The following is a 26,853-nucleotide window of genomic DNA, read 5'->3' on the forward strand; positions in this document are numbered from 1 at the left end:
TGCCACCGTCGGCCGCCAAGCGTGGGCTACCCATCAACCCGGCACCTCCCTGCCCGCACCTGCGATCTCCGGCACCCAGTCACACCTCCCCCGGGCCCAGCAGCCGAAAGCCCTCCACAACGGCGAGCACTGTACGACCGACACCGACCCGGTCGACCCCAACGACCATGGTCTGACACCCGCGACCACACCGGCCAATCGACAGCACCACCCACCAAAGCGATGAGTCCAGCCGCCCTGCAGCCAGATCCAGCGAGGACCGTACCCGGCGGGTCATCGACACGGCGTTCGCCGATGACCTGCTGCAGACCACGCCGACGCTAGACGGCATGGAGACGGCATGATCTTGGATATGAGGCCCCTCAGGGGTGTTAAACCGCAGGTCAGGGCTGGTGCGTCGACTACTTGGCGTTGAAGTAGTTGGCGTCTGGGTGGTGGACGATGATGGCGTCGGTGGACTGTTCCGGTTCCAGTTGGAACTCCTCGGACAGGGTCACGCCGATGCGGGCGGCGTCCAGTAGGTCGACGACCTTGGCGCGGTCCTCCAGGTCCGGGCAGGCCGGGTAGCCGAACGCGTACCGGCAGCCGCGGTAGTCGTTTCTCAGGATGCCCGCCAGGTCGGCCGGGTCGCCGGTGCCGATCGTCGTGCCGTCCGGCAAGGTCAGTTCGGTGCGGATCCGGCGGTGCCAGTACTCCGCCAGGGCCTCGGTCAGCTGCACCGACAGGCCGTGTACCTCCAGGTAGTCGCGGTACTCGTTGCGGGCGAACATCTTCGCCGTGTACTCGCTGATCGGCTGGCCGACCGTCACCAGCTGCAGGGCGACCACGTCCAGCTTGCCGGCCTCGCGGGGCTTGAAGAAGTCGGCCAGGCACAGGCGGCGCTCCTGGCGCTGGCGGGGGAACGTGAAGCGGGCGCGCTCCGACGTGCCGTTCTCGTCCAGCACCACCAGGGTGTTGCCTTCCGAGTACGCCGGGAAGTAGCCGTAGACCACCGCCGCCTCGAGGGTGTGGTCGGCGGCCAGGCGGTCCAGCCAGTAGCGCAGGCGGGGGCGGCCCTCCGTCTCCACGAGTTCGTCGTAGGAGGGGCCGCTGCCGCCGCGGGCCGCCTTGAGGCCCCACTGGCCGAGGAACGTCGCCCGCTCGTCCAGCATCGACGCGTAGTCGGCGAGCGGGATGCCCTTGATGACGCGGGTGCCGAAGAACGGTGGGGTGGGCACGTCGGCGGACGGGGAGACGTCCGAGCGGACCGAGGTGTCGTCCAGTGGCGGCAGGTTCTCCGTGACCATCGCGCGTTGCTTCTCGCGGCGGGCGCGGCGGGCGGCGAGTGCGGCCTCGCGTTCGGGGTCGACGACCGGGGCGCCGCCGCGCTTGGCGGTCATCACGCGGTCCATCAGGGACAGGCCCTCGAAGGCGTCGCGGGCGTAGTGGACCTCGCCGTCGTACTGGGCGCGCAGGTCGTCCTCGACGTACGCGCGGGTGAGCGCGGCGCCGCCCAGCATGACCGGGAACCGGCCGGCCACGCCGCGGGACGCCATCTCGAGCAGGTTCTCCTTCATCACGACCGTGCTCTTGACCAGCAGGCCGGACATGCCGATCGCGTCGGCCTGGTGCTGTTCGGCCGCGTCGATGATGGCGTTGATCGGCTGTTTGATGCCGATGTTGACGACCTCGTAGCCGTTGTTGCTCAGGATGATGTCGACCAGGTTCTTGCCGATGTCGTGCACGTCGCCCTTGACCGTGGCGAGCACGATGCGGCCCTTGCCGTCCTCGTCCTCGTTCTTCTCCATGTGCGGCTCGAGGAACGCCACCGCCGCCTTCATCACCTCGGCGGACTGGAGCACGAACGGCAGCTGCATCTGGCCCGAGCCGAACAGCTCGCCGACGGTCTTCATGCCGTCCAGCAGCACGTCGTTGACGATCGCGAGCGCCGAGGAGGTCTGCAGCGCCTCGAGGAGGTCGTCCTCGAGGCCGTTGCGCTCGCCGTCGATGACGCGGCGCTTGAGGCGCTCGTCCAGGGGCAGGGACGCCAGCTCCTGCGCGCGGGACTCGCGGGCCGACTTCACGTCGACGCCCTCGAACAGCTCCAGGAACTTCTGCAGCGGGTCGTAGCCCTCGCGGCGCCGGTCGTACACCATGTCGAGGGCGACCTGGCGCTGCTCGTCCGGGATCTTGGACATCGGCAGGATCTTGCTGGCGTGCACGATCGCGCTGGTCAGGCCGGCCAGCACGCACTCGTGCAGGAAGACCGAGTTGAGCACCTGGCGGGCGGCCGGGTTGAGGCCGAAGGAGATGTTCGAGACGCCGAGGGTGAAGTTGACGCCCGGGTACAGCTCGGTGATGCGCCGGATCGCCTCGATCGTCTCCAGGCCGTCGCGGCGGGTCTCCTCCTGGCCGGTGGCGATCGGGAAGGTCAGGCAGTCGACCAGGATGTCGGCGCGGTTCATGCCCCAGGTGCCGGTGAGGTCGTCGATCAGCCGGGCGGCGACCCGGACCTTCCAGTCCGCGTCGCGGGCCTGGCCCTCCTCGTCGATGGTCAGCGCGACCACCGCGGCGCCGTGCTCCTTGACGATCGGCATCATCCGCGCGAAGCGGGAGCCGGGGCCGTCGCCGTCCTCGTAGTTGACCGAGTTGACCACGCAGCGGCCGCCGAGCATCTCCAGGCCGGCCTCGACGACCTGCGGCTCGGTCGAGTCGAGCATGATCGGCAGGGTGGACGCGGTGGCGAAGCGGCCGGCCAGCTCCCGCATGTCCTGTGTGCCGTCGCGGCCCACGTAGTCGACGCAGAGGTCCAGCAGGTGGGAGCCGTCGCGGGCCTGGCTGCGGGCGATCTCGACGCAGGCCTGCCAGTCGCCGGCCAGCATCGGCTCGCGGAACGCCTTGGAGCCGTTCGCGTTGGTCCGCTCGCCGACCATCAGCACGCCGGCGTCCTGCCGGAACGGCACCTCGTGGTAGATCGAGGCGGCGGCCGGCGGGTGCGCGACGGTACGCGGCGCCGCGCGCAGGCCGCGGACCCGTTCGACGACCGCCTCGATGTGCGCGGGCGTGGTGCCGCAGCAGCCGCCGACCAGCGAGACGCCGTACTCGCGGACGAAGCGCTCCAGTGCCTCGGCGAGCTCGTCCGGGGTGAGCGGGTAGTAGGCGCCGCCCGCGGCCAGGACCGGCAGGCCCGCGTTGGGCATGACCGAGATCGGGATGCCCGCCGACTGCGACAGGTAGCGCAGGTGCTCGGTCATCTCGGCGGGTCCGGTGGCACAGTTCAGTCCGATGAGGTCGATGCCGAGCGGCTCGAGCGCGGTCAGCGCCGCGCCGATCTCGCTGCCCAGCAGCATCGTGCCGGTGGTCTCCACGGTCACGTGGCAGATGATCGGCAGCTCGCGCCCGGTCTCGGCCATCGCCCGGCGCGCGCCGACCACCGCGGACTTGGTCTGCAGCAGGTCCTGGCAGGTCTCGATGATCAGCGCGTCGGCGCCGCCGAGGATCAGCCCGGCCGCGTTCTCGTGGTACGCGTCGCGCAGCGTCGTGTAGTGCGTGTGGCCCAGCGTCGGCAGCTTGGTGCCGGGACCGACCGAGCCGAGGACGTAGCGGGGCTGCTCCGGGGTCGAGAAGGCGTCGGCCGCCGCGCGGGCGACCCGGGCGCCGGCCTCGGAGAGTTCGCGAATTCTGTGCTGGATGTCGTAGTCGCCCAGGTTACCGAGGTTTGCCCCGAAGGTGTTCGTCTCGACGCAGTCGGCGCCGGCGGCCAGGTACGCCTCGTGCACGCCGCGGACCACGTCGGGCCGGGTCACGTTCAGGATCTCGTTGCAGCCCTCGAGGCCCTGGAAGTCGGAGTCCACCTCAAGGTCTGCGGCCTGCAGCATCGTGCCCATCGCCCCGTCAGCGACGAGGATGCGATCGGCCAGCGCGGCGAGGAAGGAATTCGGCACCCGACAAGGCTAATGGCAGACGCCGTCCGTACCGAAGAACGGCGTCCGTCAGGTGGACACTCTGTGACCGGGCTCTCCACGCAAAGCCCCGCGACGGCGCGGCCCCCGGGTGCGATGTCAGCCATGCACGTAGGCTTTGCGTACGTGAGGTACGAAAGGTTGGCACCGTGACAGAGTTCGACGGTCTTCCCCTGCTGCGCTCTCCCGTGGCGATCGCCGCCTTCGAAGGGTGGAACGACGCGGCCGACGCGTCGACGGCCGCGGTGGAGCACCTCGAGCAGGTGTGGCAGGCCCGCGAGATCACCACCGTCGACCCGGAGGAGTTCTACGACTTCCAGGTCAGCAGGCCGACCATCACCATGGCCGAGGGCGAGGCCCGCAAGATCGAGTGGCCGACCACCCGGTTCAGCGTGGCGAGCCCGCCCGGCACCGAGCGCGACGTGGTGCTGATCCGCGGGATCGAGCCGAGCATGCGCTGGCGCACGTTCTGCGAGCAGATCCTCGAGGTGTGCCACAGCCTCGAGGTCAACCGGATCGTGCTGCTGGGAGCCCTGCTCGCCGACGTGCCGTACACGCGGCCGCTGCCGATCAGCGGCACCGCGTCGGAGAAGGAGGTCGCCGAGCGGTACAAGGTCGTACCGACCCGCTACGACGGCCCGACCGGCATAGTCGGCGTGCTGCAGGAGGCCGCCGGGCGCGCCGACGTCGACGCCCTCTCGTTCTGGGTGCACGTACCGCACTACGCGAACAACCCGCCGTGTCCGAAGGCGACGCTCGCGCTGCTGAGCCGGCTCGAGGACGTCCTCGACCTGCCGGTGCCCCTGGCCGACCTCGCCGAGGAGGCCGACGAGTGGGAGAAGCGGGTCCGTGCCGCCGCCGAACAGGACTCCGAGCTCGGCGACTACGTCCGCGAGCTGGAGGAACGGGTCGGCGACGAGGGCATCAAGCCGCTGACCGGCGACGAGATCGCCAGCGAGTTCGAGAAGTACCTGCGCCGCCGCGGCGGCTCCGCCGGACCGACCGCGGGCTCCTGGTAGGCGGCGCGAGGTAGGCGCGGAAGGCCCCGCCGGCGGACCGGCGGGGCCGAATCGGATCGTCAGCGCAGGCCCGCGACGGCCGGGCCCCGGACGGTACGGCGCGCCGTGCCCAGCACCGAGAGGACCGTCAGCGCGACAGCCACCGCGACGATCACCGCGTACGCGATCGGGGTGGCGTCGGGCCAGACGCGGTCCGCCCGGGCCGCGCCGAACGACAGGATCGTGAAGAGCGAGGCGGCCGAGCCGGCCAGCACCCCGGTGGCCGTCACGAGGAGCGCCTCGCACGCGAGCATCGCGGTCAGCTGGCCGCGGGTCGAGCCGGCCAGCCGCTGTTGGGCGAACTCCCGCCGCCGGTGCGCCGTCGCCGCGATCAGGGTGTTGACCAGCATGATCGCCACGAAGATCGTGATCATTCCGACCACCACGTAGTTCAGGGTCTGGATGTCGCGGGCGTACTCCGGCGCAATCGTTCCCGCCGCGGCGTCGTCCTCGATGCCCTGCATGTAGACCGTGCCGGTGGCGATACCGGCGAACAGCACGACGGGCATGACCGCGCCCGCCAGCTGCCGGGTGCGCTGCCGCACCCCGAGCACGGCGAGCTCCCCCGCGACGCCGCCGAGCAGCCGGACCGGCGCGCCGAGCACGACCGTGACGAGCCGCAGCAGCTCCGGCGCGAACAGCGCCAGGCCGATCGACGCCCAGATCGACGCCTGGCCCGCGGTCTGCATCGCGTCGATGCCCTTGCCGTCCATCAGCGTCACGGTCAGCGTCGCGCAGTTCGCCGCGACCAGCAGGAACAGCACCCCCGCGAGCCGACGGGCGCGCGGCCGGGCGCGCTTGGGCCCGGCCGAGCCCACCGTACGCCGGGCGGTGGCCAGCGCCGCGAGGACCGCGCCCAGCACGGTCACCCCGAAGCCCACCGCCGGCGCGACCGGCCCGAACGCGTAGCCGACCTCGCCGGCGACCTGGCCGGTGTCCTGCAGCAGCGCGAGCAGCAGCCGGCCCAGCACCAGGCCGGCCGGCACCGCCACCGCCGCGGCGAGCAGCGCGATCGCCGCGGCCTCCCCCACGATCATCCGGCGCAGCTGCGGTCCGGTCGCGCCGACCCGGCGCAGCAGCGCCGTCTGCTCCGCGCGGCGGGTGACCGCGAGGCTCAGGGTCGAGGTGACCGCGAAGACCACGATCACCAGGCACCAGCCGCCGGCCACGCTCGCCGTGGTGCCCAGCGACTCCGCGCTGGCGGCGTCGGCGCCCGCGGCGGTGTCGAGCATCGCCGCGAACGCCATCAGCAGCGTCGCGCCCAGGAAGGCGGACAGGAACGTCGCGACGAAGCCGCCGGGGCGGTGCCGCAGGTTGCGCAGGGCGACGGCGATCATTTCGTCGCCCCGGCCCGGTCGGCGACCAGGTCACCCAGGTGGGTCAGCCGCTCCGCGACGGCCTCCGCGGTGGGCGCGCTCAGCGCGCCGGCCAGCCGGCCGTCGGCGAGGAAGAGCACCGAGTCCGCGTGCGCGGCCGCGACCGGGTCGTGGGTGACCATGACGACGGTACGGCCGTGCTCGTGCACCACCGCGCGCAGCAGGGTCAGCACCTCGCGGGCGCCGCGCAGGTCGAGCGCGCCGGTCGGCTCGTCGGCGAAGATCACGGCCGGCTCGGCGACCAGGGCCCGGGCCACGGCCACCCGCTGCCGCTCGCCGCCGGAGAGCCGCTCGGGCAGGTCGTGCAGCCGGTCGCCGAGGCCCAGCCGGGTGAGCACCTCGGCGCAGCGGCCCCGGTCGGCGCGGCGGCCGGCGAGGCGCAGCGGCAGCAGCACGTTCTGCTCGACGGTCAGCGACGGCAGCAGGTTGTAGTCCTGGAAGACGAAGCCGACCCGGCCGCGCCGGAACTTGGTCATCGCGGTGTCCCCGGTCGCCGTCAGCTCGGCGCCGTCGATGAACACCCGGCCGGCGCTGGGCCGGTCCAGCCCCGCCGCGCACTGCAGCAGGGTGCTCTTGCCGGAGCCGGACGGGCCCATCACCGCGGTGAAGGTGCCGGCGGCGAAGGCGGCCGTCACGCCGTCGAGGGCGGTGACGGCGGTGCCGGTGTCGGCGTAGGTCTTGTAGAGCGTCTCGAGACGTACCACATCGGTCATGAATACACTGTACGAGCGCACTATGTTTGGCGAGAGTGGTGCTAGCACCCCTATCGAGAGGCGCCGACTAGTGCACTAGGATCGAGTGCACTAGTACACGGAGGTAGTCATGGCCGTACCGCCGTACCAGAGAATCGCCGGGGAGATCGCGGCCCGGATCGCCGCCGGCGACCTCGCGCCCGGCGACCGGATCGCGTCGACCCGGCAGCTCACCGCGCGGTACGGAATCGCGATGGCGACCGCCACCAAGGTCATCGCCAGCCTGCGCGAGCAGGGTCTGGTCCGGGCGCTGCCCGGCGTCGGGACGGTCGTGGCCGAGCCGGCCCGGCCGGCCGACGCGGCGCCGAACCGCGACCGGGTGGTCCGCGCCGCCGTGACGATCGCGGACGCCGAGGGCCTCGCCGCGCTGAGCATGCGCCGGCTCGCGGCCGAGATCGGCCTGCCGACCATGTCGCTCTACCGGTATGTGACCGACAAGGAGGAGCTGCTGCTGCTCATGACCGACGCGATCTTCGCGGTGAACCCGCCGCCGCCGCTGACCGCGGAGGAGGACGGCTGGCGGCGCTGCGTCGAGGCGATCGCCCGGCTGCAGTGGGACATCTACCGGCGCCACCCTTGGCTCGCGCAGGCGATGTCCTTCACCCGGCCGCTGCTCGCCCCGCACGCCATGGCGCACACCGAGTGGACGATGCGCGCCCTGGACGGGCACGGGCTGGACGCCAACACGCTGTTCCGCTCGGCCGTGATGGTGGCCAACCACGTGCGCGGCACCGCGGTGAACCTGGAGGACGAGGCCCAGGCCGAACAGGAGACCGGGATGACCGGCGACCAGTGGATCGAGGCACGGCAGGCGCGGTTCGAGGCCGCCCTGGCGACCGGGCGGCTGCCGATGATGGCCCGCTACCTGGCCGCCTCCGACCGCGAGTTCGACCTCGACACGCTCGTCGAGTTCGGGCTCCAGCGCCTGCTCAGCGGCCTCGCCGAGGTGCTGGAGCCCTGATGAGCTAGTGCCAGAAGGTGGCGACCGCCGCGTTGACCAGCGTCAGCACGATGATGCCGATGAAGTGCCCGCGGTTGACCTCTTCGCGCTTGCGGGGCACGAACACCATCACGAAGATCATGATCGCGATCAGCAGCTTGACGCCCAGCTTGACCGGGCTCGGCTCGTCGTCGCCCCCGCCACGCAGCGGCGCCGACAGCGCCAGGCCGGTGACCACCTGGATGATCGCGCCCCACAGCATCGCCGGGTTGATCCGCAACTTGCCCGAGACGAACTGCACGATCGCGCCGCCGAGCAGCAGCGCGAAGCCGATCAGGTGCGCGTATCTCAGGATCAACCGCAGTGCCTCCACGCCGGGGGCTCCTTCCGTCTCGATCAGGTGCCGACAGCCTAGGGTGCGGCCCTGGTGGCGATCGTCAGCAGGTGGCTGCTCGCGCCGAGCAGGCTCGGCTCGTCCTCGATCCGGCGCAGCATGTCGAGCATGATCCCGGTCAGCCGCGGGTCGGCGAGGAACTCCGTCAGCCGCGCGCCGGTCATCCAGACCGGGCCCTCGACCGCGACCGTGCGTACCCCGGTGAGCCCGGCCTCGGCGGCCTCGGCCGCCGGCTCCTCCGGGTGGTGGAAGTACGCGCTGGTGAACCACCGCGGCACCGCGCCGTCGTTGCGGTGCACGCCGTCCCGCAGGGCGCGCTCCACGATCGACACGAACTCGGGTTCGGCGAAGTAGCCCTTCGCGACGCCGTCGAGCAGCGAGGCGAACCGGCTGATCACCGCGCCCGCGACCACGCCGCCCGGGCGCACGGCGCGGGCGGCCTCGCGCCAGGCCGCTACCCGGTCGGCGCGGTCCGGCAGGTGGTAGAGGGGGCCGAGCAGCAGCACGGCGTCGGCGCCAGCGTCCGGCTCGGGCAGGTCGCGGGCGTCGCCGAGCGTCGCGGTCACGCCGTCGAGGACGGCGGCCGCGGCCACGTGCTCGGGCACCGGGTCGATCACGTGCACGGCGTAGCCGGCCCGGGCGAGCGGGCCCGCGTAGACGCCGGTGGCGCCCCCGACGTCGAGGACCCGGGCCGGCGCCGGCGGCAGGGCCCGGGTCAGCAGGTCCCACGTGCGCAGGAACTCCAGGCGGCCGGTGCCGGCGGACAGGCGCTCGTGCTCGCCGCCGTGCTCGTAGTACTCGAGGATCTCGGGACTCAGCATGGCCACCATGCTCGGCGAGCCGCCCGCGCGGGTCGAACGAGTTTCGGCGTGTCGCTGTCACGTCGCGCACCCGGCGTCAGTCATCCTAGGAACCTGGGTCTGGAGGTACGTCCATGACGATCAACCCCGGTGCCGCCGAGTTCCCGCACCGTCAGATCGCCGCGCAGCTGCGCGAGCGGATCCGCCGCGGCGACTGGAACCCCGGCGAGCGGCTGCCCTCGATCCCCGCGATGGCCGAGATGTTCGGCGTCGCGAAGCAGACGGTGCAGCGCACCGTCGACCAGCTCCGGGTCGAGGGCATCCTGATCACCAAGCCGGGCTCGGGCACGTACGTACGCGGCACCCGGCGCCGGCTCAACCGGCTCTCCCGCGGCCGCTACGGCGCGCACCGCGGCTACCACGCGGACCTGGCGGCCCGCTACCGGCAGCAGCTGGCCGGCGTCGGGCGCGAGGCCGCGCCGCCCGAGGTCGCGGACGCGTTCGGGGTACGCGACGGCACCGAGATGCTGGTACGCCGGCACATCGTGCGCACCGACGACGCCACCGTCGAGGTCGGCGCCTCGTGGTTCCGGGTGACCGACGCGACCGGCACCACGCTGGAGCGCGTCGAGGCGTTCGGCCGGCCGCTGTACCAGGAGGCCGAGGAGGCCATCGGGCGGCGCTACGCGTCGGCGACCGACACGATCAGCGCCCGGCAGCCGAGCCGCGAGGAGGCCGAGATCCTGCAGATCCGGCCGGACACCCCGGTGCTGCACCTGCTGCACGTGGCCTTCGACGAGACCCGCAAGCCGATCGAGGTGGCGCAGGCGACCTGGCCGGGGCCGATGACCACGCTGACCGAGGAGTACCGGATCCCGGCGCCGGTGCCCGAGCCCGACCCGGACCCGGGCCTCACTCTCGCGTAAGGGTGATCACGTTGGTGGTATTGGCGCAGGTACCCACGTTCACGCAGCCGTTGCCGGTCTGGGTCAGGGTGCGCACCGGGTCGTCGCCGGTGATCCGGTAGGTGCCCGAGCCCTTCATCGTCACGCCGCTTCCCGAGCCGGCGTACTTGTAGGTGCCGCCGCCGTCGGAGGTCGGGGAATACGAGTAGACGACGGTGAAGCCGGTGCCCGCTCCCTTCAGGTCGAACGGGGCGGCGAGGTCGGGGACGGTGCCGGACACCTTCACCTGGGTGCCCCCGCTCGCGACGTACGCACCCTGCTTGGTGTCGAAGTCGACGCTCGCCTTGGCCACACCCCGGCGCGACCTGGCCTCCAGCGAGACCGTCCCGCTCTTGTCGGGGGCGTCCGGTGCGGTGTAGGCGAAGGTCGCGTCGGCCTTCACCTTGCTGCCCGCGGGCTTGACCGCGGCACCGCCCGCGGTGAGGTTCGCCGTGACCGACCCGCCGACGGGCCCGCCGTCGATCCGGCTGCGCGGCGCGGCGTTGATCGTCGAGGTCGCGCCGGGCTTCATGCCCTGCGGCCCGGGCGAGGCGGTCGGCTTGAGGAGCACGCAACGGCCCGACTGCCAGCCCTTCTCCGCCGCCCTGGAGACGGTGCTCGCGATGAGCATCGTGTAGAGCATGCCGCCGGCGACCGCCGTCTCCTGCATGGCGGCGTTCGGCGTGCCGCCGCTGCGATTGAGGGTCGCGGACCCCGCCTTCGGGCCGCTCAGCGCGCCCGAGACATCCACGAAGCCGCCCTTGCTGTTCGCGAAGTCGGCGTACTGCATGCGGTACTCGGCGTCGGTGGACGCCAGCTTGGCGTCGTCGTCGACCTCGCCGGTGATCGTGACGTCCAGGGTGCCCCGTTGACCGGTGCGGCCGCCCGTCGTCGTCGCGGAGACGTCGATCTCGGCTTTCGCCTCGAAGTGGCCGCTCGCGTCGGGGCACGGGCTGACGCCGACCTTCACGACCAGCTTGGTGGTCACGCCGTCCGACTCGTGGGTGAGGTTCATGTCCAGGTCGACGTGGTCGCGGCTGCCCGAGGCGCTGATCTCCTTGTTGCTCCGGTCCGGGGAGACGCGCTCGCCGTCCTTGAGGTCGTTCGAGGAGGACACGACACCGTCGGCGCCGAGGGAGACCAGGAGCATGCCGCCGAACAGGCCCTCGCCGAGGGTCGGGCCCGAGGGTTCGGCGGCGTAGACCGCCGGCACCATCACGATCGGCCTGTCGCCGATCGCCCGCGCCCTGCCGGTGATGGCCCGGCCGTGCGCGGCGAACGCGGCGTCGGCGGCCGCGGCCCCGCCGAGCGCCGCCTCCAGGCCGGACTCGGTCCACAGCTGTCGCTCGAGGACGTTGTTGAGCCGGGCCAGCTCGGTCTCCTGCTGCTCCGCCGATCGCGACCGTGCACTGTCGACCAGCTGCTGCAGCGCCGGCAGGTCCACGGTGCCGTCGACGACGACCGGGCGCTGCGCCGCCGGCCGATCGGCCGACGGCGAGCCGCAGGCGCTCAGCACGAGCGCCGCCGCCGCGAGCAGGGAGATCGAGCGGGTCAGACCGAGGTGAGACAACGTGGGACTCCTTCTGGCGGGCCTGTGAAGGAGGCGCACGTATCGGCGCTTCTTGATCGACTCGGCGCCTGAGCGTACCGAGCCGTCAGCCGTTCCGGAGATCGGCTGATAGGTCAGCGTCAGTTGCTCAGAGGCGGATGCCCAGCAGCGCGTCGACGGTCCTGGCCATCAGCGCCGGCGCGCCGGCGTCGTCGCCGTGTCCGGACAGCGCCGCCTCCGACCAGGCGTCGACCAGGGCCAGCGCGGCCGGGGTGTCGAGGTCGTCGTGCAGGGCGCCGCGGACCGCGGCGAGCAGCTCCGCGCCCGACGGGCCGGCCGGCACCGCCGCCGCCTCGCGCCAGCGGGCCAGGCGCTGCTGGCCGGCCTTGAGCACGTCGTCGGTCCAGTCGCGGTCGGCGCGGTAGTGGTCGGCGAGCAGGCCCAGCCGGACCGCCATCGGGTCGATGCCGTCGGCGCGCAGGCGGGAGACGAAGACCAGGTTGCCCTTGGACTTCGACATCTTCGCGCCGTCCAGGCCGATCATGCCGGCGTGCACGTAGTGGCGGGCGAACGGCGCCGCGCCGGTGAGCAGCTCGGCGTGCGCCGCCGAGCACTCGTGGTGCGGGTAGATCAGGTCGTTGCCGCCGCCCTGCACGTCGATGGTGTCGCCGAGCAGGCCGATCGCGATGGTCGCGCACTCGATGTGCCAGCCGGGGCGGCCCGGGCCGAGGTCGCCGCCGTCCCAGGCCGGCTCGCCGTCGCGGGCGCCGCGCCACAGCAGCGGGTCGAGCGGGTCGCGCTTGCCGGGCCGCTCGGGGTCGCCGCCGCGCTCCGCGGACAGGACCAGCATCTCCTCGCGGGGCAGGCCGGACTCGTAGCCGAACGACGGCACGGACGAGATCGCGAAGTAGATGTCACCGGTGCCGTCGGTGAGCCGGTAGGCCGCGCCGTCGTCGAGGAGCTCGCGCACGTGCTCGGCGATCGCCGGGATGGACTCGACGGCGCCGACGTAGTGCGCCGGCGGGATCATCCGCAGCGCCTCCATGTCCTCGCGGAACAGGGCCGTCTCGCGCATCGCCAGGACCACCCAGTCCTCGCCGTCGCGGGCCGCGCGCTCGAGCAGCGGGTCGTCGATGTCGGTGACGTTCTGCACGTAGGTCACGTCGAGGCCGGCGTCGCGCCAGGCCCGCTGCACCAGGTCGAAGGTGATCATCGTGGCGGCATGGCCGAGGTGGGTGGCGTCGTAGGGCGTGATGCCGCACACGTACATCGTCGCGGTCGCGCCCGGCGTGGTGGGCAGCACCGACCGGCGGGCCGAGTCGTACAGCGCCGGCGGCGTCGCGGTCCCCGGCAGGGTCGGCACCTCGTGCCCCGTCCATGCGTCCATGGTCAAAAGACTAGCGATGCCCGCTGACAGAAAGCGCGCCGCGTGAGTAAAGCCTCAGACCGGCGGCCAGGGCACGGCCGGCCAGTCCTGCGACGGCTTCGGGAAGCGGGCCGCGCGCAGCAGGCGCCGCACCCGCAGCCGGGCGTGCTGCACCTCGGAGACGGTCAGGTGCTCCTCGAGCGCCGCGCCGAGATCGCCGTCCAGCCGCTCCGCCAGCACCGCCAGGGTCTCGACCGAGTCGGCCGGGATGACCTTGCCGGTCCAGCCCCACAGCACGGTGCGGAGCTTGTTCTCCACGTGGAAGCAGACGCCGTGGTCGACCGCGCGGATCCGGCCGCCGGGCGCGTACAGCACGTGCCCGCCCTTGCGGTCCGCGTTGTTGATCACCGCGTCCAGCACCGCCAGCCGGGACAGCCGCGGGTCGTCGGCGTGTGCCAGCGCGAACGCGTCGCCGTCGGAGTCGCGGGCCGAGGCGATCGCGAACCACCCGGGCGGCACGTCGTATGCCGGGATGAAGCCGATCAGCGCCTCCGCGTCGTCGGGCTCGTCGATCCAGAGCTGGCACGCGCCGGGCCCGAGCGGGCCGTCGCGCAGGATCGTCGGCGGCACCAGCCCCCAGCCGGTCGCCTGCGACACCAGGAACGCGGAGACCTCGCGCCCGGCCAGGGTGCCGTCCGGGAAGTCCCAGAGCGGGCGCTCGCCCTGCACCGGCTTGTACACGCAGCGCCGGGTCAGCCCGTCCAGGGTGATCTCGGCCCGCAGCGTGGTGTTGGAGGCGCCGACCAGGCGGCCCTCGAGCTCCATCTCGCCGCGGCTGAGCAGTTCGAGCGCGTCCTCGTCCGCGAGCACGGATGCGGGCTCCGTCGTCACCGGTGGTAGCCGTTGTGCCGGGGACAGAGGTGGCCGGCCGGGTCGAGTGGCTGGCCGCAGAGCGGGCAGGGCGGCCGGCCGGCGGCGACGACCCGGCGGGCCCGGTCGATGAACGCCCTGGTCGCCTCCGGGGTCAGCCGCACCCGGAGCCGGTCGAGGTCGTCGTCGGGCTCGTCGTCGTCATCCTCGTCGCCGTCGACCGGCGCGTCGTCATCGTCCTCCTCGCCCAGCTCGACCTCGGCGTCGCTCTCACCGGCCTCGATCGCCTCGATCACCACCGTCGCCGTGTCGACGTCGAAGGCCAGGCCGAGCGTGCCGACCCGGAACTCCTCGTCGACGGGGGTGTCCAGCGGCTCGTTGTCGTTGATCGCGAGCACCGGCACCTCGGGCAGCTCGACGCCGAAGCGCCGGCTGGCCTCGGTGAGCAGCTCCTCGAGCTTCTCGGCGAGCAGCGACACCTGCACCTTCTCCAGGGCCACGCTGACCACCCGGCCGCCGCCGCGGGCCTGCAGGAAGAACGTCCGGTCGCCCGGCTCGCCCACCGTCCCGGCGACGAACCGCTCGGGCGGCTCGAAGGCATGCACCTGGTGGGTCATGGCTGGACCACCTCTGCCAAGCCCTCCCGGCCCACGCGTCGCTCGGTGCAGTCGGTCATGAGTTCGACCCTATCCGCCCGCGCGCGCGGTTGCGCAGCCTGCCGCCGCGGTTCGCCGAGGGCGCAAAGCGCCCGCACGCTGTGGTAACACGCCGGTCACCTGACGTATTCATGCGCACCCGCCCGCGCCACCGCCGACGGCCGCGTCGGACGCCGGCAGGGCGTCCTCGGCGGGCTTGGACGGCACCAAGGCCGACAGGTCGGCGGTGTCGTTGAGGCGCACGACGAACGGCCGCATCGGCGTGTAGCGGATGGCGGCGACCGAGGCCGGATCGGCGACGAGGCGCTGGAACTCGTCCAGGTGCAGCCCGAGCGCGTCCGCCACCACGGCCTTGATCACGTCGCCGTGGCTGCACGCCAGCCAGAGCGCGTCCGGGCCGTGCCGGGCGGTCACCCGCGCGTCCCAGCGCCGGACCGTCGCCACCGCGCGGGCCGACATCGCCGCCATCGCCTCGCCGTTCGGGAAGACCGCGGCGCTGGGGTGCTGCTGGACGACCGGCCAGAGCGGGTCCTTGGCCAGCTCCTTGAGTGGGCGGCCCTCCCAGTCGCCGTAGCCGCACTCGGTCAGGCCCTCGTCGGCCTCCGGGACGATCTCCGGCAGGGCCAGCTCCAGCGTCTGCCGGCAACGGATCAGCGGGCTGGTCACGACCGCCGCCAGCGGCAGCTTGCGCAGCCGCTCGCCGACCCTCAGTGCCTGACCCCGGCCGGTGTCGTCGAGCTCGACCGGCAGCCGCCCGGCCAGGGCGCCGGAGGCGTTCGCGGTGGTCCGCCCGTGGCGGAGCAGCAGAACCGTCGCCACGGCTACCCGGCCACCCCCGCGGCCTCGAACGCCTCCGCGACGGTACGCAGGGTGGCGATGCCGCTCTCGAGATCACCCACGTACGGGCTGATGGAGAGCGTGCCGACACCGGCGGCGGCGTACTCGCGGATCCGCTCGGTGATCTGCGCGCGGTTGCCGATCATCGACGTACGCGTGATGAAGTCCTGCGGCACCGCCGCGGCCGCGTCGCGGATCTTGCGGTCCAGGTAGAGATCCTGGATCTCCCGGGCCTCGTCCGCGTAGCCCATCCGGACGGCGAGCTGGTTGTAGAAGTTCTGCTCGCGGCTGCCCATCCCGCCGACGTACAGGGCCGCGTACGGCCGGACCGCGTCGCAAGCGGCCGCGACGTCGTCGCCGATCACCACCGGCACCGTGGGTGCCACGTCGAAGCCGGCCAGGCCGGCGCCGACCTTCGCCCGGCCGTGCTCGATGTGCCGCAGGGAGTCACCCGCCGCGTCCGGCGCGAAGAAGATCGCCAGCCAGCCGTCGGCGATCTCGCCGGCCAGCTCCAGGTTCTTCGGCCCCACCGCCGCGAGATACACGGGTACGGCCGCACGGGGCGGGTGGAAGCCCAGCCGCAGCGCCTTGCCGGCGCCGCCGGGCAGCGGCAGCGTGTAGTGCTCGCCGTCGTAGGCGACGGGCTTACGGGCGATCGCCAGCTTGACGATGTCGACGTACTCGCGGGTGCGGGCCAGCGGCTTGGCGAACCGCACGCCGTGCCAGCCCTCGGAGACCTGCGGGCCGGAGACGCCCAGGCCGAGCCGGAACCGGCCGCCGGAGAGGGTGTCGATCGTGGCCGCGGTCATCGCGGTCATCGCGGGGCTGCGCGCCGGGATCTGCATCACGGCCGCGCCCACGTCGATCGACCGGGTCTGCCCGGCGATCCAGGCGAGCATGGTCGGCGAGTCCGAGCCGTACGCCTCCGCGGCCCACACCACCGAGTAGCCGAGCCGGTCGGCCTCCTGCGCCATCGCGAGATGGTCCGCGGGTGTGGTCCACGAGGTCTGATATCCGAGGTTGAGTCCGAGCCGCACGGGTCCTCCCGGTTCTGCGCGGACGCGGGAATGCTCCGCGCTAAGAAGCCTAGGCGAACACGGTGCGTGATCTTCGGAGGACTTGGGTCGCCAACCCGACGCATCGCGGCCCTATTGAGCTGTCGCGAGCATTTCGCGCTCGCCCCGGGCTGAATAGGGTTCACCCATGCAACAGCGACCGCTCGGCCGAAGCGGGCTGGCGGTCTCCCGGCTCGCGCTCGGCACCATGACCTGGGGCCGGGACACCGATCCCGACGACGCGGCCGCACAGCTCAAGCTCTACCTCGAGGCCGGCGGCACCCTGCTCGACACCGCCGACGTGTACGGCGAGGGCGACGCGGAGGCGGTCATCGGCTCGCTGATCGACCACCTGGTGCCCCGCGACGAGGTGCTGATCGCCACGAAGGCCGGCCTCGGCCGGTACGGCCCGCGCCGCCGCGACAGCTCCCGGGGCCACCTGCTGCGCAGCCTGGACGCGTCGCTGCGCCGGCTGGGCACCGACTACGTCGACCTGTGGCAGGTGCACGGCTACGACCCGCAGACGCCGCTGGAGGAGACCCTGTCCGCGCTGGACCACGCGGTCGACAGCGGCCGGGTCCGCTACGTCGGGGTGTCCAACTTCGCCGGCTGGCAGACCGCCCGGGCCGCCGCGTGGCAGCAGGCGTTCCCCGGCCGCGCGCCGATCGTCGCGACCCAGATGGAGTATTCGCTGCTGGAGCGCGGCATCGAGCGCGAGGTGCTGCCGGCCGCGGCCGCGCTGGGCATCGGCGTGCTGCCGTGGTCACCGCTGGGCCGCGGCGTGCTGACCGGCAAGTACCGCAACGGCCGGCCCCTGGACTCGCGGGCCGCGACCGATCACCTGGCGCCGTTCGTGCAGACCTACCTGGAGCCGCGCAGCTCGAGCATCGTCGAGGCGGTGCTGATCGCGGCGAGCGGCCTGGGCGTCTCCCCGGTCGAGGTGGCCCTCGCCTGGATCCGGGACCGCCCGGGCGTGGTCGCGCCGATCCTGGGCGCGCGCACGGCGGGCCAGCTGCAGGGCGCGCTACTGAGCGACGAGCTGACCCTGCCCGCGGAGATCGCCGGCGCCCTCAACGACGTGTCGGCGGTGCCGGTCGGCTACCCCGAAAGGGAGGGCCTGACCGGCCCGGGGACTGGTGACATGCCGGGCGCTGGCGCATATTAGGACGCATGGACTACGAGTACGCGCCGCTCCGGTTGCCATCGAATGTCGATCGCTTGACCGCTGCGGCGCAGCTGGCGATCCAGGCGGAATTCTCGGGATGGGAGCTGGCCCGCGTCCAGCTCTTCCGGGACGGAACCAGGCAGGTGATGCTCCGCCGCAAGGTCCAGGGCTCCCTGCAGCCCGGCCTCTCTATATAAGTAAAAACCCCGCGCCCGCCCCCAACCAGGGCGGGCGCCCCTTCATGCCCGGTGCACACGCTGGTACACCGGGCATGTGGCGCGCTGATTAATGCTGGTGGCCGGCGTGGTCGTCTTCCTCGTCGGCCAGGTAGGGGTGTTCGTCGAGGCGGCCGACGAGGAGGTCGTCGGGGCCCGGGGCGAAGGGGCCCGCGCCGTCCTCGTCCGCGAACGACTCGAGGTCGAGCGGGGCGGCCACCTCGCTGACGGTGAGCAGGCCGTCGAGCGGCTCCAGCTCCGGCACGTCCAGCGAGGAGAGCGAGCCGTCGCCGGCCTGCAGCAGCTCGAGCACCGCCTCGCCGACCGAGTCGACCGGTTCGGCCTCGTCGTCGTCGGCCGGCACCAGGTTGCGCCGGGCGGCGTCCGCGACCCGCAGCAGGGCCGCGACGCTGGGCACCCGGTAGTCGCGGCGCTGGCGCACCGAGATCACCCGCGGGTGCGGGTCGGCGTCGCCCTCCTCCAGCCCGCCGACGAGGCCGCCGAAGCGCTGGTCGGCCTCGTCCGGGTCGATCGACTCGACGTCCCAGGGCGTGACCTCGCCGAACGCCTCGAGCAGCTGCTCGTCGTACGCGAAGGAGGTGTTGTTGAGGTTGACGTACGCCTGCCACACATCGTCGTCGTCCACCCGGCCCTGGGCGGCCTTGACCGCCGCCAGGTGGGCTTTCGCGGCCTCGACTACCCGCTCTAGGGCGGCGTCGAGCTCCGCGTACTGGTCGGTCATGGTGTGAAAAGTCCTCTCATCAGCTCGCGCGCAGCAGTCGGTCGAGCACACGCACGCCGAACTGTAGTCCTTCGACCGGCACCCGCTCGTCTATGCCGTGGAACAACGCCGAGAAGTTCAGGTCGGCGGGCAGCTTCAGCGGCGCGAAGCCGAAGCAGCGGATGCCCAGCGTGCTGAAGGCCTTGGCGTCGGTGCCGCCGGAGAGCATGTACGGCACGGTCCGGGCGCCCGGGTCCTCGGCGCGCAGGGCGGCGCCCATCGCCTCGACGAGCGCGCCGTCGAAGGAGGTCTCCAGGGCGCCCTGCCGGGAGATGTGCTCGATCTCGATGTCGGGGCCGATGACGCCGCGCAGCTGCTCGAGGAAGATCTCGGCCTGCCCGGGCAGGGTGCGGCAGTCGACGGTCGCCGACGCCTTGCCCGGGATGACGTTGTCCTTGTATCCCGCCTCGAGCCGGGTCGGGTTGGCCGTGTTGCGCACGGTCGCGCCGATCAGGTTGGCGATCGGGCCGAGCTTGGCGATCGCCAGCTCGGGATCGTCGGGGTCGAGGTCGATGCCGAGCGCCTCGGAGACCTGCTCGAGGAACGAGCGCACGGTCGGCGTGACGACCATCGGGAACCGGTGCCGGCCGACCGCGGCGACGGCCTCGGCGAGCGCGGTGACCGCGTTGTCGTCGTGCACGAACGAGCCGTGCCCGGGCCGGCCCTTGGCGTGCAGGCGCAGCCAGTCGATGCCCTTCTCGGCCGTCTCGACCAGGTAGAGCCGCAGGTCGTCGTTGATCGTGTAGGAGAAGCCGCCGACCTCGCCGATCGCCTCGGTGCAGCCCTCGAAGAGCCCGGCGTGCTCGCGGACCAGGAACTGCGAGCCGTACTCCATGCCCGCCTCCTCGTCCGCGGTGTACGCCAGGACGATGTCGCGGGGCGGCACGTAGCCGGTGCGCTGCCAGTCGCGGACGACGGCGAGCGCCATCGCGTCGAAGTCCTTCATGTCGATGGCGCCGCGGCCCCAGAGGTAGCCGTCCTTCTCCTCCCCGGAGAACGGCGGCACCGACCACTCGCTCGCGTCGGCGGGCACCACGTCGAGGTGCCCGTGCACCAGCAGCGCGCCGCGGGAGCGGTCGGCGCCGGGTATCCGGGCGACCAGGTTGGCCCGCCTCGGCGCGGACTCATGCAGCTCGACCTCGATGCCGACCTCGGTGAGCTTGCCGGCGACGTACTCCGCGGCGACGCGCTCGCCGACGGTCGTACGCGGGTCTCCGGTGTTCGTGGTGTCGATCCTCAACAGGTCGCGGCAGAGCTCGACGACCTCGTCGGCGGCGGAGACAGGTTCCATCCGCTCTTCTTACCAGCTTGCCCCGGGCGACGTTTGAGGGGAGATCAGGTTCGGGTAGGAGCAGGCGATGTCCCTCAACCTTCCCCCGCTGCCGCCGGTCGCCGGCGAGCCGGCCGGGCCGAGCGTCGTCGACGTCGTGTCCCGGGAGCACCGCGAGCTGATCGCCCTCTGTGACGAGCTGACCGGCGACGGTACGGACGCCGCCCGGCGCCGCACGTTGGCCCAGGTGGTCAGCGCCGAGCTGTCGCGGCATCTCTCCGCCGAGGAGCAGTACCTCTATCCCGCCGTGCGCGCGGCGGTGCCGGACGGGTACGCGCTGATCGACCGGGAGATCGACGAGGACCGGGCGCTGCTGGAGGCGCTGCGGCTGCTCGAGGCGGCGGAGGACGGCGACGACCGGGCGGCCCGGGCCGACGACGTCCGCCGACGGCTGGCGCGGCACGCGGACGCGGCGGACGGCGAGCTGCTGCCGCTGCTGCGGCGGATGGCCTCGGACGAGGATCTGGTCCGGCTGGGCAACCGGGTGGAGCTGGCGGAGGAGGCGGCGCCGACCCGCCCGCACCCCGGCACCCCGGCGGCCCCGCCGTGGAACAAGATCGTCGACCCGGCAGTCGCGCTGACGGACAAGATCCGCGACGTCGTGTCCGGGCGGACCACCTACCGCCGGGATCTGTGAACAAAGCACAAAGTGGACGGTGTTTTCACTCATAGTGATAGAAGAACAACGATATGTGCCCGGACCTGCGTACGGCTTAGCTGGATCTGTCCTTTTGGTTAACCCATTTGTCACAAGTGGAGGATCTTTGGATGGCCGAAGGTCTAGCCGTAATCCTGCGAACGTCCTACCGTCACGCTATGAACCTGGAGCTGCGGCATCTCAAGGTGGTCTGTGCCATCGCAGAGACGGGCAGCGTGACGAAGGCGGCATCGCTGCTGGGCCTCGCCCAACCGGCGCTGACCGCACAGCTGCAACGGATCGAGCGGACTCTGGGCGGCCCGCTCTTCGAACGTGACCGTCGCGGCGCCCGGCCGACGGCGCTCGGCGAGCTGGTGCTCTCCCGCGCCCGGGTGCTGCTGCCCGCGATGAAGGGCCTGCAGGACGAGGCGGCCCGGCTCGCCGGGTCCGGCGCGGACGAGAACGTCATGACCCGCTACCGGATCGGCGCGATCGGCGGCCCGGTCATCGGCGGCATGGTGCACCGGCTCTCCGAGGCACAGCCCGAGGCACAGATCTCCACCCACGCGTCCTACTACGTCGAAGAGCTGGCCACCATGGTGCTGGCCGGCAAGCTGGACTACGCGCAGGTCGGGGTCTGCGGCGACGCCATACCCTCGGCGGACTACGGCCTGGTGTGGCAGACCATCGCCGTCGACGGCGTCTGCGTGCTGATGCCCGACAACCATCCGGCCGCCAAGGGCGTCGAGGTCGACCTCTCCGAGATGTCCGAGGAGATGTGGGTCGCCGGCACCGGCGACGGCTGCTTCGGCGACTGCTTCGCGGCGGCCTGCGCGCGCAACGGGTTCACGCCGCGGCGGATGCTGGAGACCGACATCCGCGGCTGCGTCGACATGGTGGAGTCCGGGCTCGCGCTCGCGCTGTGCCAGCCGACGTTCCGGCCGCCGGCCGGGCTCACCCACCGGCCCCTGATGGGCGCGCCGCTGCGCTGGCGGCAGGTGCTCGGCTGGCATCCCGACAGCCCGGCGGCCAAGGTCGCGCCGCGGCTGATGGGCATGGCCGGCGAGGCGTACGCCGAGGTCGTGGCCCGCAACCCGCTCTACATCGAGTGGCTCGAGGACTACCCGCAGCTCGGCTCCACCCAGCTCACGGCGGCGTAGCGGCGCCCGCCCGGGTGTGAGACGCTCGGGCGCATGGCCGTACCGCTGCTGGTCGTCGACGCCGCCAATGTCGTCGGCTCCAAGCCGGACGGCTGGTGGCGCGACCGCGCCGGGGCCAACGCCCGGCTGCGCGACGCGCTCCTGCCGATCGGCGCCGCCGGCCTGCCGGACCTGCCCGGGCCCGTCGAGGTCGTCCTGGTCGTGGAGGGCCGGGCCCGGGACATCCCGGCAGTCCCGGGGGTACGCCTGGAGCGCGCGACCGGATCCGGCGACGACGCGATCGTGGAGCTGGTGGCCCGCGAGGGCCCCGGCCGCCGGCTGATCGTGGTGACCGCCGACCGCGGCCTGCGTGAACGGGTGACCGCCCTGGGCGCCGAGGTGCGCGGCCCCGGCAGCGTACCGAGATAACCGTTCGGGCGCGGATTCACGAAAGGGGCGTGCGGGCACGACCACCCCATCCGGGACGACTATTCTGAGCGCGTAACGCCACGCCTATACCGCAGGAGGCTGCTCGAGTGGCCAGCGTCGCCGAGGTCAGAGCGGCCGTGGACGCCGCCCTCCAACAGGTCACGGAGAGCCAGGCGGCGATCCAGGCGGCCCGGGAGAAGCTCGGCGAGGCGCAGCAGAGCCTTGCCTCGGCGCTGGACGGCAGCGCCAACGACGCGGTCGGCGCCGTGCACGCCTCCCTGTCGCAGGCCGACCAGCAGCTCGAGGAGTGCCTCGGCGCCACCCTGCTCGCCGTCGAGCAGGCGCAGAACTACACGGCGACGCTGTAACGCGATGTCCCTGCTGCAGGAACTCGGCGCCCAGCTCCGCGCCACGTCCGACGAGCTGCCCATCGGCGTCGTCACGGTCGCGATGGAGCGCCTGCGCAGCGCGACCGAGCTGCTCAACTGGGTGCGCCAGACCTCGGTCGACCCGATCGGCGTGCCGCAGCTCGGCAACGCCACCGAGCACGCCGAGCACGCCGCGGCCGCGCTGCGGCTGGCACAGGACGCCATCGCGGCGTACCTGGCCCAGCTCGGCCTCGCGGCCGAGGCGAGCGCGGCGCCGGGCTCCGACTGGAAGGCCGGCCTGCGCGAGGAGGACCGGCCCGCGCCGCCGCGGCAGGAGGAGCACCAGCCGCCGCCGGAGCGGCTCGGCCCCTGGTGGCGCGAGCGGGTGCAGCAGCTCACCGGCGAGGCGCCGCCACCGCCGCGGGCCGACGGCACGCCGCAGGAACGGCCGGCCGACACCGCCGAGCTGCTGCGCCGCGTCGCCGCCGGGGTGCGCTCCGGCGACCGCGCCCGGCTCGGCCGCGACCTGCACGGCGTCAACGCGGCCACCGGGCTCGGCCTCTCCGCGGTGACCCCGCCCGTGCTGCACCGCCTGGCCGGTGACCTGCTCGGTCACGAGCCCGGCCCCGACGACCTGCCGCGGCTGCGCAGCGCCGCCGGCGGCCGGGTGAGGTCGCTGCTGCCCGGCACCCCGCCCGACGTGCTCGACACGCTGCTGGCCCGGATCTGCCGGACGCCCGCCGGTAAGCAGGCGCCCGCGCACCCGGCCGACTCCGCGGTCACCGCCAGCGTGCTGACCGGGGTGCTGCTGGCCCGGCTCGGCCGGGACCCGGCGACGCTCGACCCGAAGGCCCCCGAGCCGCTGCCGCCCCGTGGTGTCGATGCCTGACAGCAGGGCGCAGCAGGTCGTCGAGGTCCGGACCGCGCTGTCACACGCACTCGGCGCGGCCGAGAACGCCTTCATCGCCGCCCGCGACGAGTTCGAGGCGGCGGTCACCCGGCGGGCCCGGGTGGCGACCGCGGCCCGCGAGCGCCGGATCCGGCTGGTCCGGGAGCGGGACAAGCGGCTGCAGGAGATCGACGAGCAGCACGAGCGCGACCTGGCCGCGCTGGCCGGCGCCGCCGCCGAGACGGCCCTGGCCGCCGCGCCGGGCGCCGCCGGCCTGCCCTGGTCCCGGTGGCGGCCGACGCCCGCGGGCACCCAGGCCCCCGCGCCGGAGCTGCGCGCCGGCCGGATCCTGCTGCCGTACGAGGGCGAGGTGCCCGCGCTGGTGCCGCTGCTCGACCACGGGCACGTGGTGATCCGCGGCGACGAGTCCATCGGCGACGACACGGTGGCCGGGCTGCTGCTGCGCGCGCTCGGCGGCGCCGAGCCCGGCCGGGTCCGGCTCACCGGCTACGACCCCGAGCAGCTCGGCGGCGGCCTCGCCGGGTTCGCGCCGCTCGCACCGGCCGGGGTGCTGACCTTCGTCGGCCCGGGCGGGCTCGCGGCGCTGCTGGACGAGCTGGTCGACCACGTGCGCCGGATCAACGAGACCGTGCTCGCCGGCGAGCACAACTCGCTGCGGGAGCTGGCCGCCGCGACCGGGCGCCGCCCCGAGCCGTGGCGGGTGGCGATCCTGCTCGGCGCCGGGCGGCCCGACGAGCTGTCGCGGCACGAGCGCGGACAGCTCGACCGGCTGCTGCGCACGGGCGCCGCCTGCGGCGTACACCTGATCATCCGGGGTCTCCCGGTGCCGGCCGGCGCCGGGATCGAGGTCATCGACGCGGCGCCGGGCGACGCCGCCCGGGTGGGCGGCTGCGGCGACCTGCCGGTGCGGCTCGACGCGGCGCCCCCGGCGGAGGTGGTCACCCGGACCTGCCGGCGGATCGCCGACGAGGTCGCCGCCGGGCCCGCCCCCGTCGCGCTCGACAGCCTGCTGCCCGAGCACGAGTGGCAGCAGAGCTCGGCCCGGGCGCTGACGGCGCCGCTCGGCGACAGCCCGCAGGGCTACCCGGTGCACGTGACGCTCAGCGACTATCCGCCGCACGCCCTGATCGCCGGGCCGTCCGGCACCGGCAAGACCAACCTGATCTACGCCTGGATGGGCGCCCTCGCGGCCCGCTACTCCCCCGCCGAGCTCGCCTTCTACCTGCTCGACTTCAAGGAGGGCGTGTCGTTCGCCCGGTTCGCACCGGGGCGCCGCGACCCCAGCTGGCTGCCGCACGTGCGGCTGGTCGGCGTCAACGTCAACACCGACCGCGAGTTCGGCCTGGCCCTGCTGCGCTTCCTCGGCGCGGAGCTGCGCAGCCGGGCCGACGCGGCCAAGCGGCACGAGGTGACCAACCTGGCCGAGCTGCGGGCCGACGACCCGGACGGCACCTGGCCCCGGATCGTCGCCGTGGTCGACGAGTTCCAGGTGTTGCTCTCCGGCCGCGACGCGGTCGCCGCGGAGGCGGTCGACCTGCTGGAGGACCTGGCCCGGCGCGGCCGCTCGCAGGGCATCCACCTGGTCCTGGCCAGCCAGGACGTCTCCGGCATCGAGGCGCTGTGGGGCCGGCCGGCGCTGGTCGCGCAGTTCTCGCTGCGGATCGCGCTGCCCCGGGCCCGGCGGGTGCTGGCGGAGACCAACCAGGCCGCCGACGTGCTGCCGCGCTACCACGCGGTGGTCAACGCCGACTCGGGCGCCACCGAGGCGAACCGGATCGTCCGGGTGCCGGACGCCGGCGACCGGGAACGCTGGAGCGAGCTGCAGCACCGGCTGTGGCGGCACCGCCCGCCCGAGCTCGCCGCGCCCCGGCTCTTCGACGGCGACGCCATACCCCGCCTCGAGGACAGCCCGGAGTTCCGCCGCTTCACGCCGGCCGACGCGCCCGCCGCCCCGGTGGTGCTGCTCGGCGAGACCATCGACGTCGAGTCGCGGTCCGCCAAGACCGTGCTGCGCCGCGCGCCGGGCCGCACGATCGCCGTGCTGGGCACCCGGGTCGACGAGGCGTGCGCGGTGCTGGGCACCGCGGCCCGGTCCCTCGCCGCGCAGTTCACCCCCGGCGCGGCCCAGTTCTCGGTCGCCTGCCTGGACACCGACGCCGGCGCCGCCGTCGACGCGCTGAAGCGGTACCTGCCGCCGGAGACGGGCTACTTCGACGGCGACAACGTGGACTCCCTGCTCGAGATCGCCGCCGAGCGCGCCGAGCTGGGCACGGCCGCCGACAAGCCGCACTTCATCTTCCTGTACGCGGTCGACGCCGCGCCGAGCGGCAGCAACGAGCCGCTGCGCCGGATCATGCGGCAGGGCCCGGAGCGGCGCATCCACGTCATCGGCTGGTGGCGGGGCGCCGCCCTGCTGCGCGACACGCTCGGCGGGCAGGCCTCCCGGACCGACCCCATCGGCGCCTGGGTGGCGCTGGACGTGCACGGCAGCGAGCTGTCGCCGTACTACCCGGGTCACGGCTCGCCGAGCTGGTACCCGCGCCCGTGGCGGGCGCTGCACTTCGACCGCTCGGTGCATCGCGGCGCCGAGGTGATCATCCCTTACGGACCGTCATGACAGAGCCTGCCAACGACGCGATGCTGGAGCGCCGCGCGCCCGACTACCGCAGCGTGCTGCGGAAGCTGACCAACCTGGACGAGGAGGCCGGCGCGCACCGGGCCGAGGCCCGCAACTGGCACGACAGCCGCGCGATCGAGGCCGACAACGCCGTCCGGGCCGCCGACCAGCGGATCCGCGAGGCGCGCGCGGCCGTACAGAAGGCGCAGCGCGAACGCGACGAGGTGGACGCCCGCGCCGCGGTGCTGTGGGCGGAGTTCGCGCACCAGGTCGGGCGGGCGGCCGACCGGTTCGGCGCGCGGGCGCCGCAGCCGGCCGTGCCCCGCCAGCGCGACCGCGACGCGGAGGACTACCTGCAGGAGGCCGCCGCCACCGCCGCCTGGAAGCCCGCGCCGCGGCCCGCCTCGGGCAACGCCACGGTGCTGTACGCGGTGCTCGGCGCGCTGGGCGGCGCCGTCGGCGTCGCGGCGTGGTCGCTGCTGCGCTGGGCGGGGCGCGAGGCCGGCGGCGACCTCGCCGTCGGGCTGCCCGTGGTGGCCCTGGTGGTGGCGGTGCTCGGCCCGGTCCTGGCCGTCTTCACGGCGAAGCGGGTCGCCGACCGCCGCGCCACCCAGCTGGACTTCTCCGCGGTGGCCACGGTGCTGATCGCCGGCCTGATCGCGGCCGGGGTGGTCCTGGCCCTGGCCCGCGGCGCCGCCGCCTCGGGCGCCGGCTGAGCGGCTCC

General features: G+C 73.3%; 25 protein-coding genes. 12 read left to right on the forward strand and 13 right to left on the reverse strand.

Translation table 11 applies throughout. The features are described from left to right. Positions 1-401: 401 nt before the first annotated feature. Complete coding sequence (gene metH / locus ACIBSW_RS08545) at positions 402-3,923, reverse strand: methionine synthase (RefSeq protein WP_354725281.1); 3,522 nt, start codon at positions 3,921-3,923, stop codon at positions 402-404. 167 nt (positions 3,924-4,090) lie between these two features. On the opposite strand from metH, the gene ACIBSW_RS08550 reads away from it, so the two are divergent. Then, on the forward strand, positions 4,091-4,960 hold the full coding sequence (locus ACIBSW_RS08550; protein WP_184993294.1) for a PAC2 family protein: 870 nt from the start codon (positions 4,091-4,093) through the stop codon (positions 4,958-4,960). A gap of 59 nt (positions 4,961-5,019) precedes the next feature. Here ACIBSW_RS08550 and ACIBSW_RS08555 read toward each other — a convergent pair whose 3' ends face one another. Both ACIBSW_RS08555 and ACIBSW_RS08560 read right to left on the reverse strand, forming a co-directional pair. Beyond that, positions 5,020-6,336, reverse strand: coding sequence for an ABC transporter permease (locus tag ACIBSW_RS08555; RefSeq protein WP_354725278.1), 1,317 nt, complete (start codon positions 6,334-6,336; stop codon positions 5,020-5,022). Beyond that, on the reverse strand, positions 6,333-7,088 hold the full coding sequence (locus tag ACIBSW_RS08560; RefSeq protein WP_354725276.1) for an ABC transporter ATP-binding protein: 756 nt from the start codon (positions 7,086-7,088) through the stop codon (positions 6,333-6,335). Before ACIBSW_RS08560 ends, ACIBSW_RS08555 begins: the two co-directional genes overlap by 4 nt. Positions 7,089-7,197: 109 nt before the next feature. Here ACIBSW_RS08560 and ACIBSW_RS08565 point away from each other — a divergent pair, with 109 nt between their 5' ends. Then, positions 7,198-8,088, forward strand: a complete 891-nt coding sequence (locus ACIBSW_RS08565) for a TetR/AcrR family transcriptional regulator C-terminal domain-containing protein (RefSeq protein ID WP_354725274.1) — start codon at positions 7,198-7,200, stop codon at positions 8,086-8,088. Positions 8,089-8,092: 4 nt separating this feature from the next. On the opposite strand, the gene ACIBSW_RS08570 is transcribed toward ACIBSW_RS08565, so the two are convergent. Together ACIBSW_RS08570 and ACIBSW_RS08575 are read right to left on the reverse strand one after the other, a co-directional pair. Continuing rightward, complete coding sequence (locus ACIBSW_RS08570; protein ID WP_354725272.1) at positions 8,093-8,440, reverse strand: hypothetical protein; 348 nt, start codon at positions 8,438-8,440, stop codon at positions 8,093-8,095. Positions 8,441-8,478: 38 nt separating this feature from the next. Then, positions 8,479-9,282, reverse strand: a complete 804-nt coding sequence (locus ACIBSW_RS08575) for a class I SAM-dependent methyltransferase (protein WP_354725270.1) — start codon at positions 9,280-9,282, stop codon at positions 8,479-8,481. Between the two features lie 113 nt (positions 9,283-9,395). Here ACIBSW_RS08575 and ACIBSW_RS08580 point away from each other — a divergent pair, with 113 nt between their 5' ends. Beyond that, complete coding sequence (locus ACIBSW_RS08580) at positions 9,396-10,187, forward strand: GntR family transcriptional regulator (protein ID WP_354725268.1); 792 nt, start codon at positions 9,396-9,398, stop codon at positions 10,185-10,187. Here ACIBSW_RS08580 and ACIBSW_RS08585 read toward each other — a convergent pair. From ACIBSW_RS08585 to ACIBSW_RS08610, 6 genes are all read right to left on the reverse strand, one after another. Continuing rightward, positions 10,174-11,775, reverse strand: a complete 1,602-nt coding sequence (locus ACIBSW_RS08585) for a hypothetical protein (protein ID WP_354725266.1) — start codon at positions 11,773-11,775, stop codon at positions 10,174-10,176. The genes ACIBSW_RS08580 and ACIBSW_RS08585 overlap by 14 nt on opposite strands. Before the next feature lie 127 nt (positions 11,776-11,902). Next, on the reverse strand, positions 11,903-13,141 hold the full coding sequence (gene mshC, locus ACIBSW_RS08590; protein ID WP_354725264.1) for a cysteine--1-D-myo-inosityl 2-amino-2-deoxy-alpha-D-glucopyranoside ligase: 1,239 nt from the start codon (positions 13,139-13,141) through the stop codon (positions 11,903-11,905). Between the two features lie 54 nt (positions 13,142-13,195). Further along, entirely contained in the window at positions 13,196-14,011 is an 816-nt protein-coding gene (locus ACIBSW_RS08595) for an SCO1664 family protein (RefSeq protein ID WP_404799278.1), read from the reverse strand. After that, positions 14,008-14,607, reverse strand: a complete 600-nt coding sequence (locus ACIBSW_RS08600; protein WP_354725262.1) for a DUF3090 domain-containing protein — start codon at positions 14,605-14,607, stop codon at positions 14,008-14,010. Before ACIBSW_RS08600 ends, ACIBSW_RS08595 begins: the two co-directional genes overlap by 4 nt. A 168-nt stretch (positions 14,608-14,775) precedes the next feature. Continuing rightward, positions 14,776-15,465, reverse strand: a complete 690-nt coding sequence (locus ACIBSW_RS08605) for a histidine phosphatase family protein (protein ID WP_354725260.1) — start codon at positions 15,463-15,465, stop codon at positions 14,776-14,778. Between the two features lie 2 nt (positions 15,466-15,467). Beyond that, positions 15,468-16,520 carry an LLM class F420-dependent oxidoreductase gene (locus ACIBSW_RS08610; RefSeq protein ID WP_354725258.1) on the reverse strand — a complete coding sequence of 351 codons (1,053 nt, stop codon included), beginning with the start codon at positions 16,518-16,520 and terminating at the stop codon, positions 15,468-15,470. 166 nt (positions 16,521-16,686) lie between these two features. On the opposite strand from ACIBSW_RS08610, the gene ACIBSW_RS08615 reads away from it, so the two are divergent. Together ACIBSW_RS08615 and ACIBSW_RS08620 are read left to right on the forward strand one after the other, a co-directional pair. Then, on the forward strand, positions 16,687-17,703 hold the full coding sequence (locus ACIBSW_RS08615; RefSeq protein WP_354725256.1) for an aldo/keto reductase: 1,017 nt from the start codon (positions 16,687-16,689) through the stop codon (positions 17,701-17,703). A 5-nt stretch (positions 17,704-17,708) separates the two neighbouring features. Then, on the forward strand, positions 17,709-17,900 hold the full coding sequence (locus ACIBSW_RS08620) for a DUF5703 family protein (protein WP_354725254.1): 192 nt from the start codon (positions 17,709-17,711) through the stop codon (positions 17,898-17,900). An 88-nt stretch (positions 17,901-17,988) separates the two neighbouring features. Here the strand turns inward: ACIBSW_RS08620 and ACIBSW_RS08625 are convergent, their stop codons facing one another. Both ACIBSW_RS08625 and ACIBSW_RS08630 read right to left on the reverse strand, forming a co-directional pair. Next, entirely contained in the window at positions 17,989-18,660 is a 672-nt protein-coding gene (locus ACIBSW_RS08625) for a hypothetical protein (protein WP_354725252.1), read from the reverse strand. 19 nt (positions 18,661-18,679) lie between these two features. Continuing rightward, positions 18,680-19,990 carry a M20/M25/M40 family metallo-hydrolase gene (locus ACIBSW_RS08630; RefSeq protein ID WP_354725250.1) on the reverse strand — a complete coding sequence of 437 codons (1,311 nt, stop codon included), beginning with the start codon at positions 19,988-19,990 and terminating at the stop codon, positions 18,680-18,682. A gap of 67 nt (positions 19,991-20,057) precedes the next feature. On the opposite strand from ACIBSW_RS08630, the gene ACIBSW_RS08635 reads away from it, so the two are divergent. The 7 genes from ACIBSW_RS08635 (at position 20,058) to ACIBSW_RS08665 (ending at position 26,845) form a co-directional block, all read left to right on the forward strand. Further along, complete coding sequence (locus tag ACIBSW_RS08635) at positions 20,058-20,666, forward strand: hemerythrin domain-containing protein (protein ID WP_354725248.1); 609 nt, start codon at positions 20,058-20,060, stop codon at positions 20,664-20,666. A gap of 179 nt (positions 20,667-20,845) precedes the next feature. Continuing rightward, positions 20,846-21,826: a LysR family transcriptional regulator gene (locus ACIBSW_RS08640; RefSeq protein ID WP_354725246.1), complete on the forward strand. Its 981-nt coding sequence runs from the start codon at positions 20,846-20,848 to the stop codon at positions 21,824-21,826. 33 nt (positions 21,827-21,859) lie between these two features. Further along, complete coding sequence (locus ACIBSW_RS08645; RefSeq protein ID WP_354725244.1) at positions 21,860-22,234, forward strand: hypothetical protein; 375 nt, start codon at positions 21,860-21,862, stop codon at positions 22,232-22,234. 107 nt (positions 22,235-22,341) lie between these two features. Beyond that, positions 22,342-22,602 (forward strand): hypothetical protein, encoded by a 261-nt coding sequence (locus ACIBSW_RS08650; protein ID WP_184993254.1) that lies wholly within the window; start codon positions 22,342-22,344, stop codon positions 22,600-22,602. Positions 22,603-22,606: 4 nt separating this feature from the next. Then, positions 22,607-23,491: a hypothetical protein gene (locus tag ACIBSW_RS08655; RefSeq protein ID WP_354725242.1), complete on the forward strand. Its 885-nt coding sequence runs from the start codon at positions 22,607-22,609 to the stop codon at positions 23,489-23,491. Next, on the forward strand, positions 23,484-26,129 hold the full coding sequence (locus tag ACIBSW_RS08660; protein ID WP_354725240.1) for an FtsK/SpoIIIE domain-containing protein: 2,646 nt from the start codon (positions 23,484-23,486) through the stop codon (positions 26,127-26,129). The genes ACIBSW_RS08655 and ACIBSW_RS08660 overlap by 8 nt, the downstream gene beginning before the upstream one ends. After that, positions 26,126-26,845, forward strand: a complete 720-nt coding sequence (locus ACIBSW_RS08665; RefSeq protein ID WP_354725238.1) for a hypothetical protein — start codon at positions 26,126-26,128, stop codon at positions 26,843-26,845. Before ACIBSW_RS08660 ends, ACIBSW_RS08665 begins: the two co-directional genes overlap by 4 nt. The last annotated feature ends 8 nt before the right edge of the window (positions 26,846-26,853 follow it).

The organism is Actinoplanes sp. NPDC049668 (assembly GCF_044465445.1).
Classification (GTDB): domain Bacteria; phylum Actinomycetota; class Actinomycetes; order Mycobacteriales; family Micromonosporaceae; genus Actinoplanes.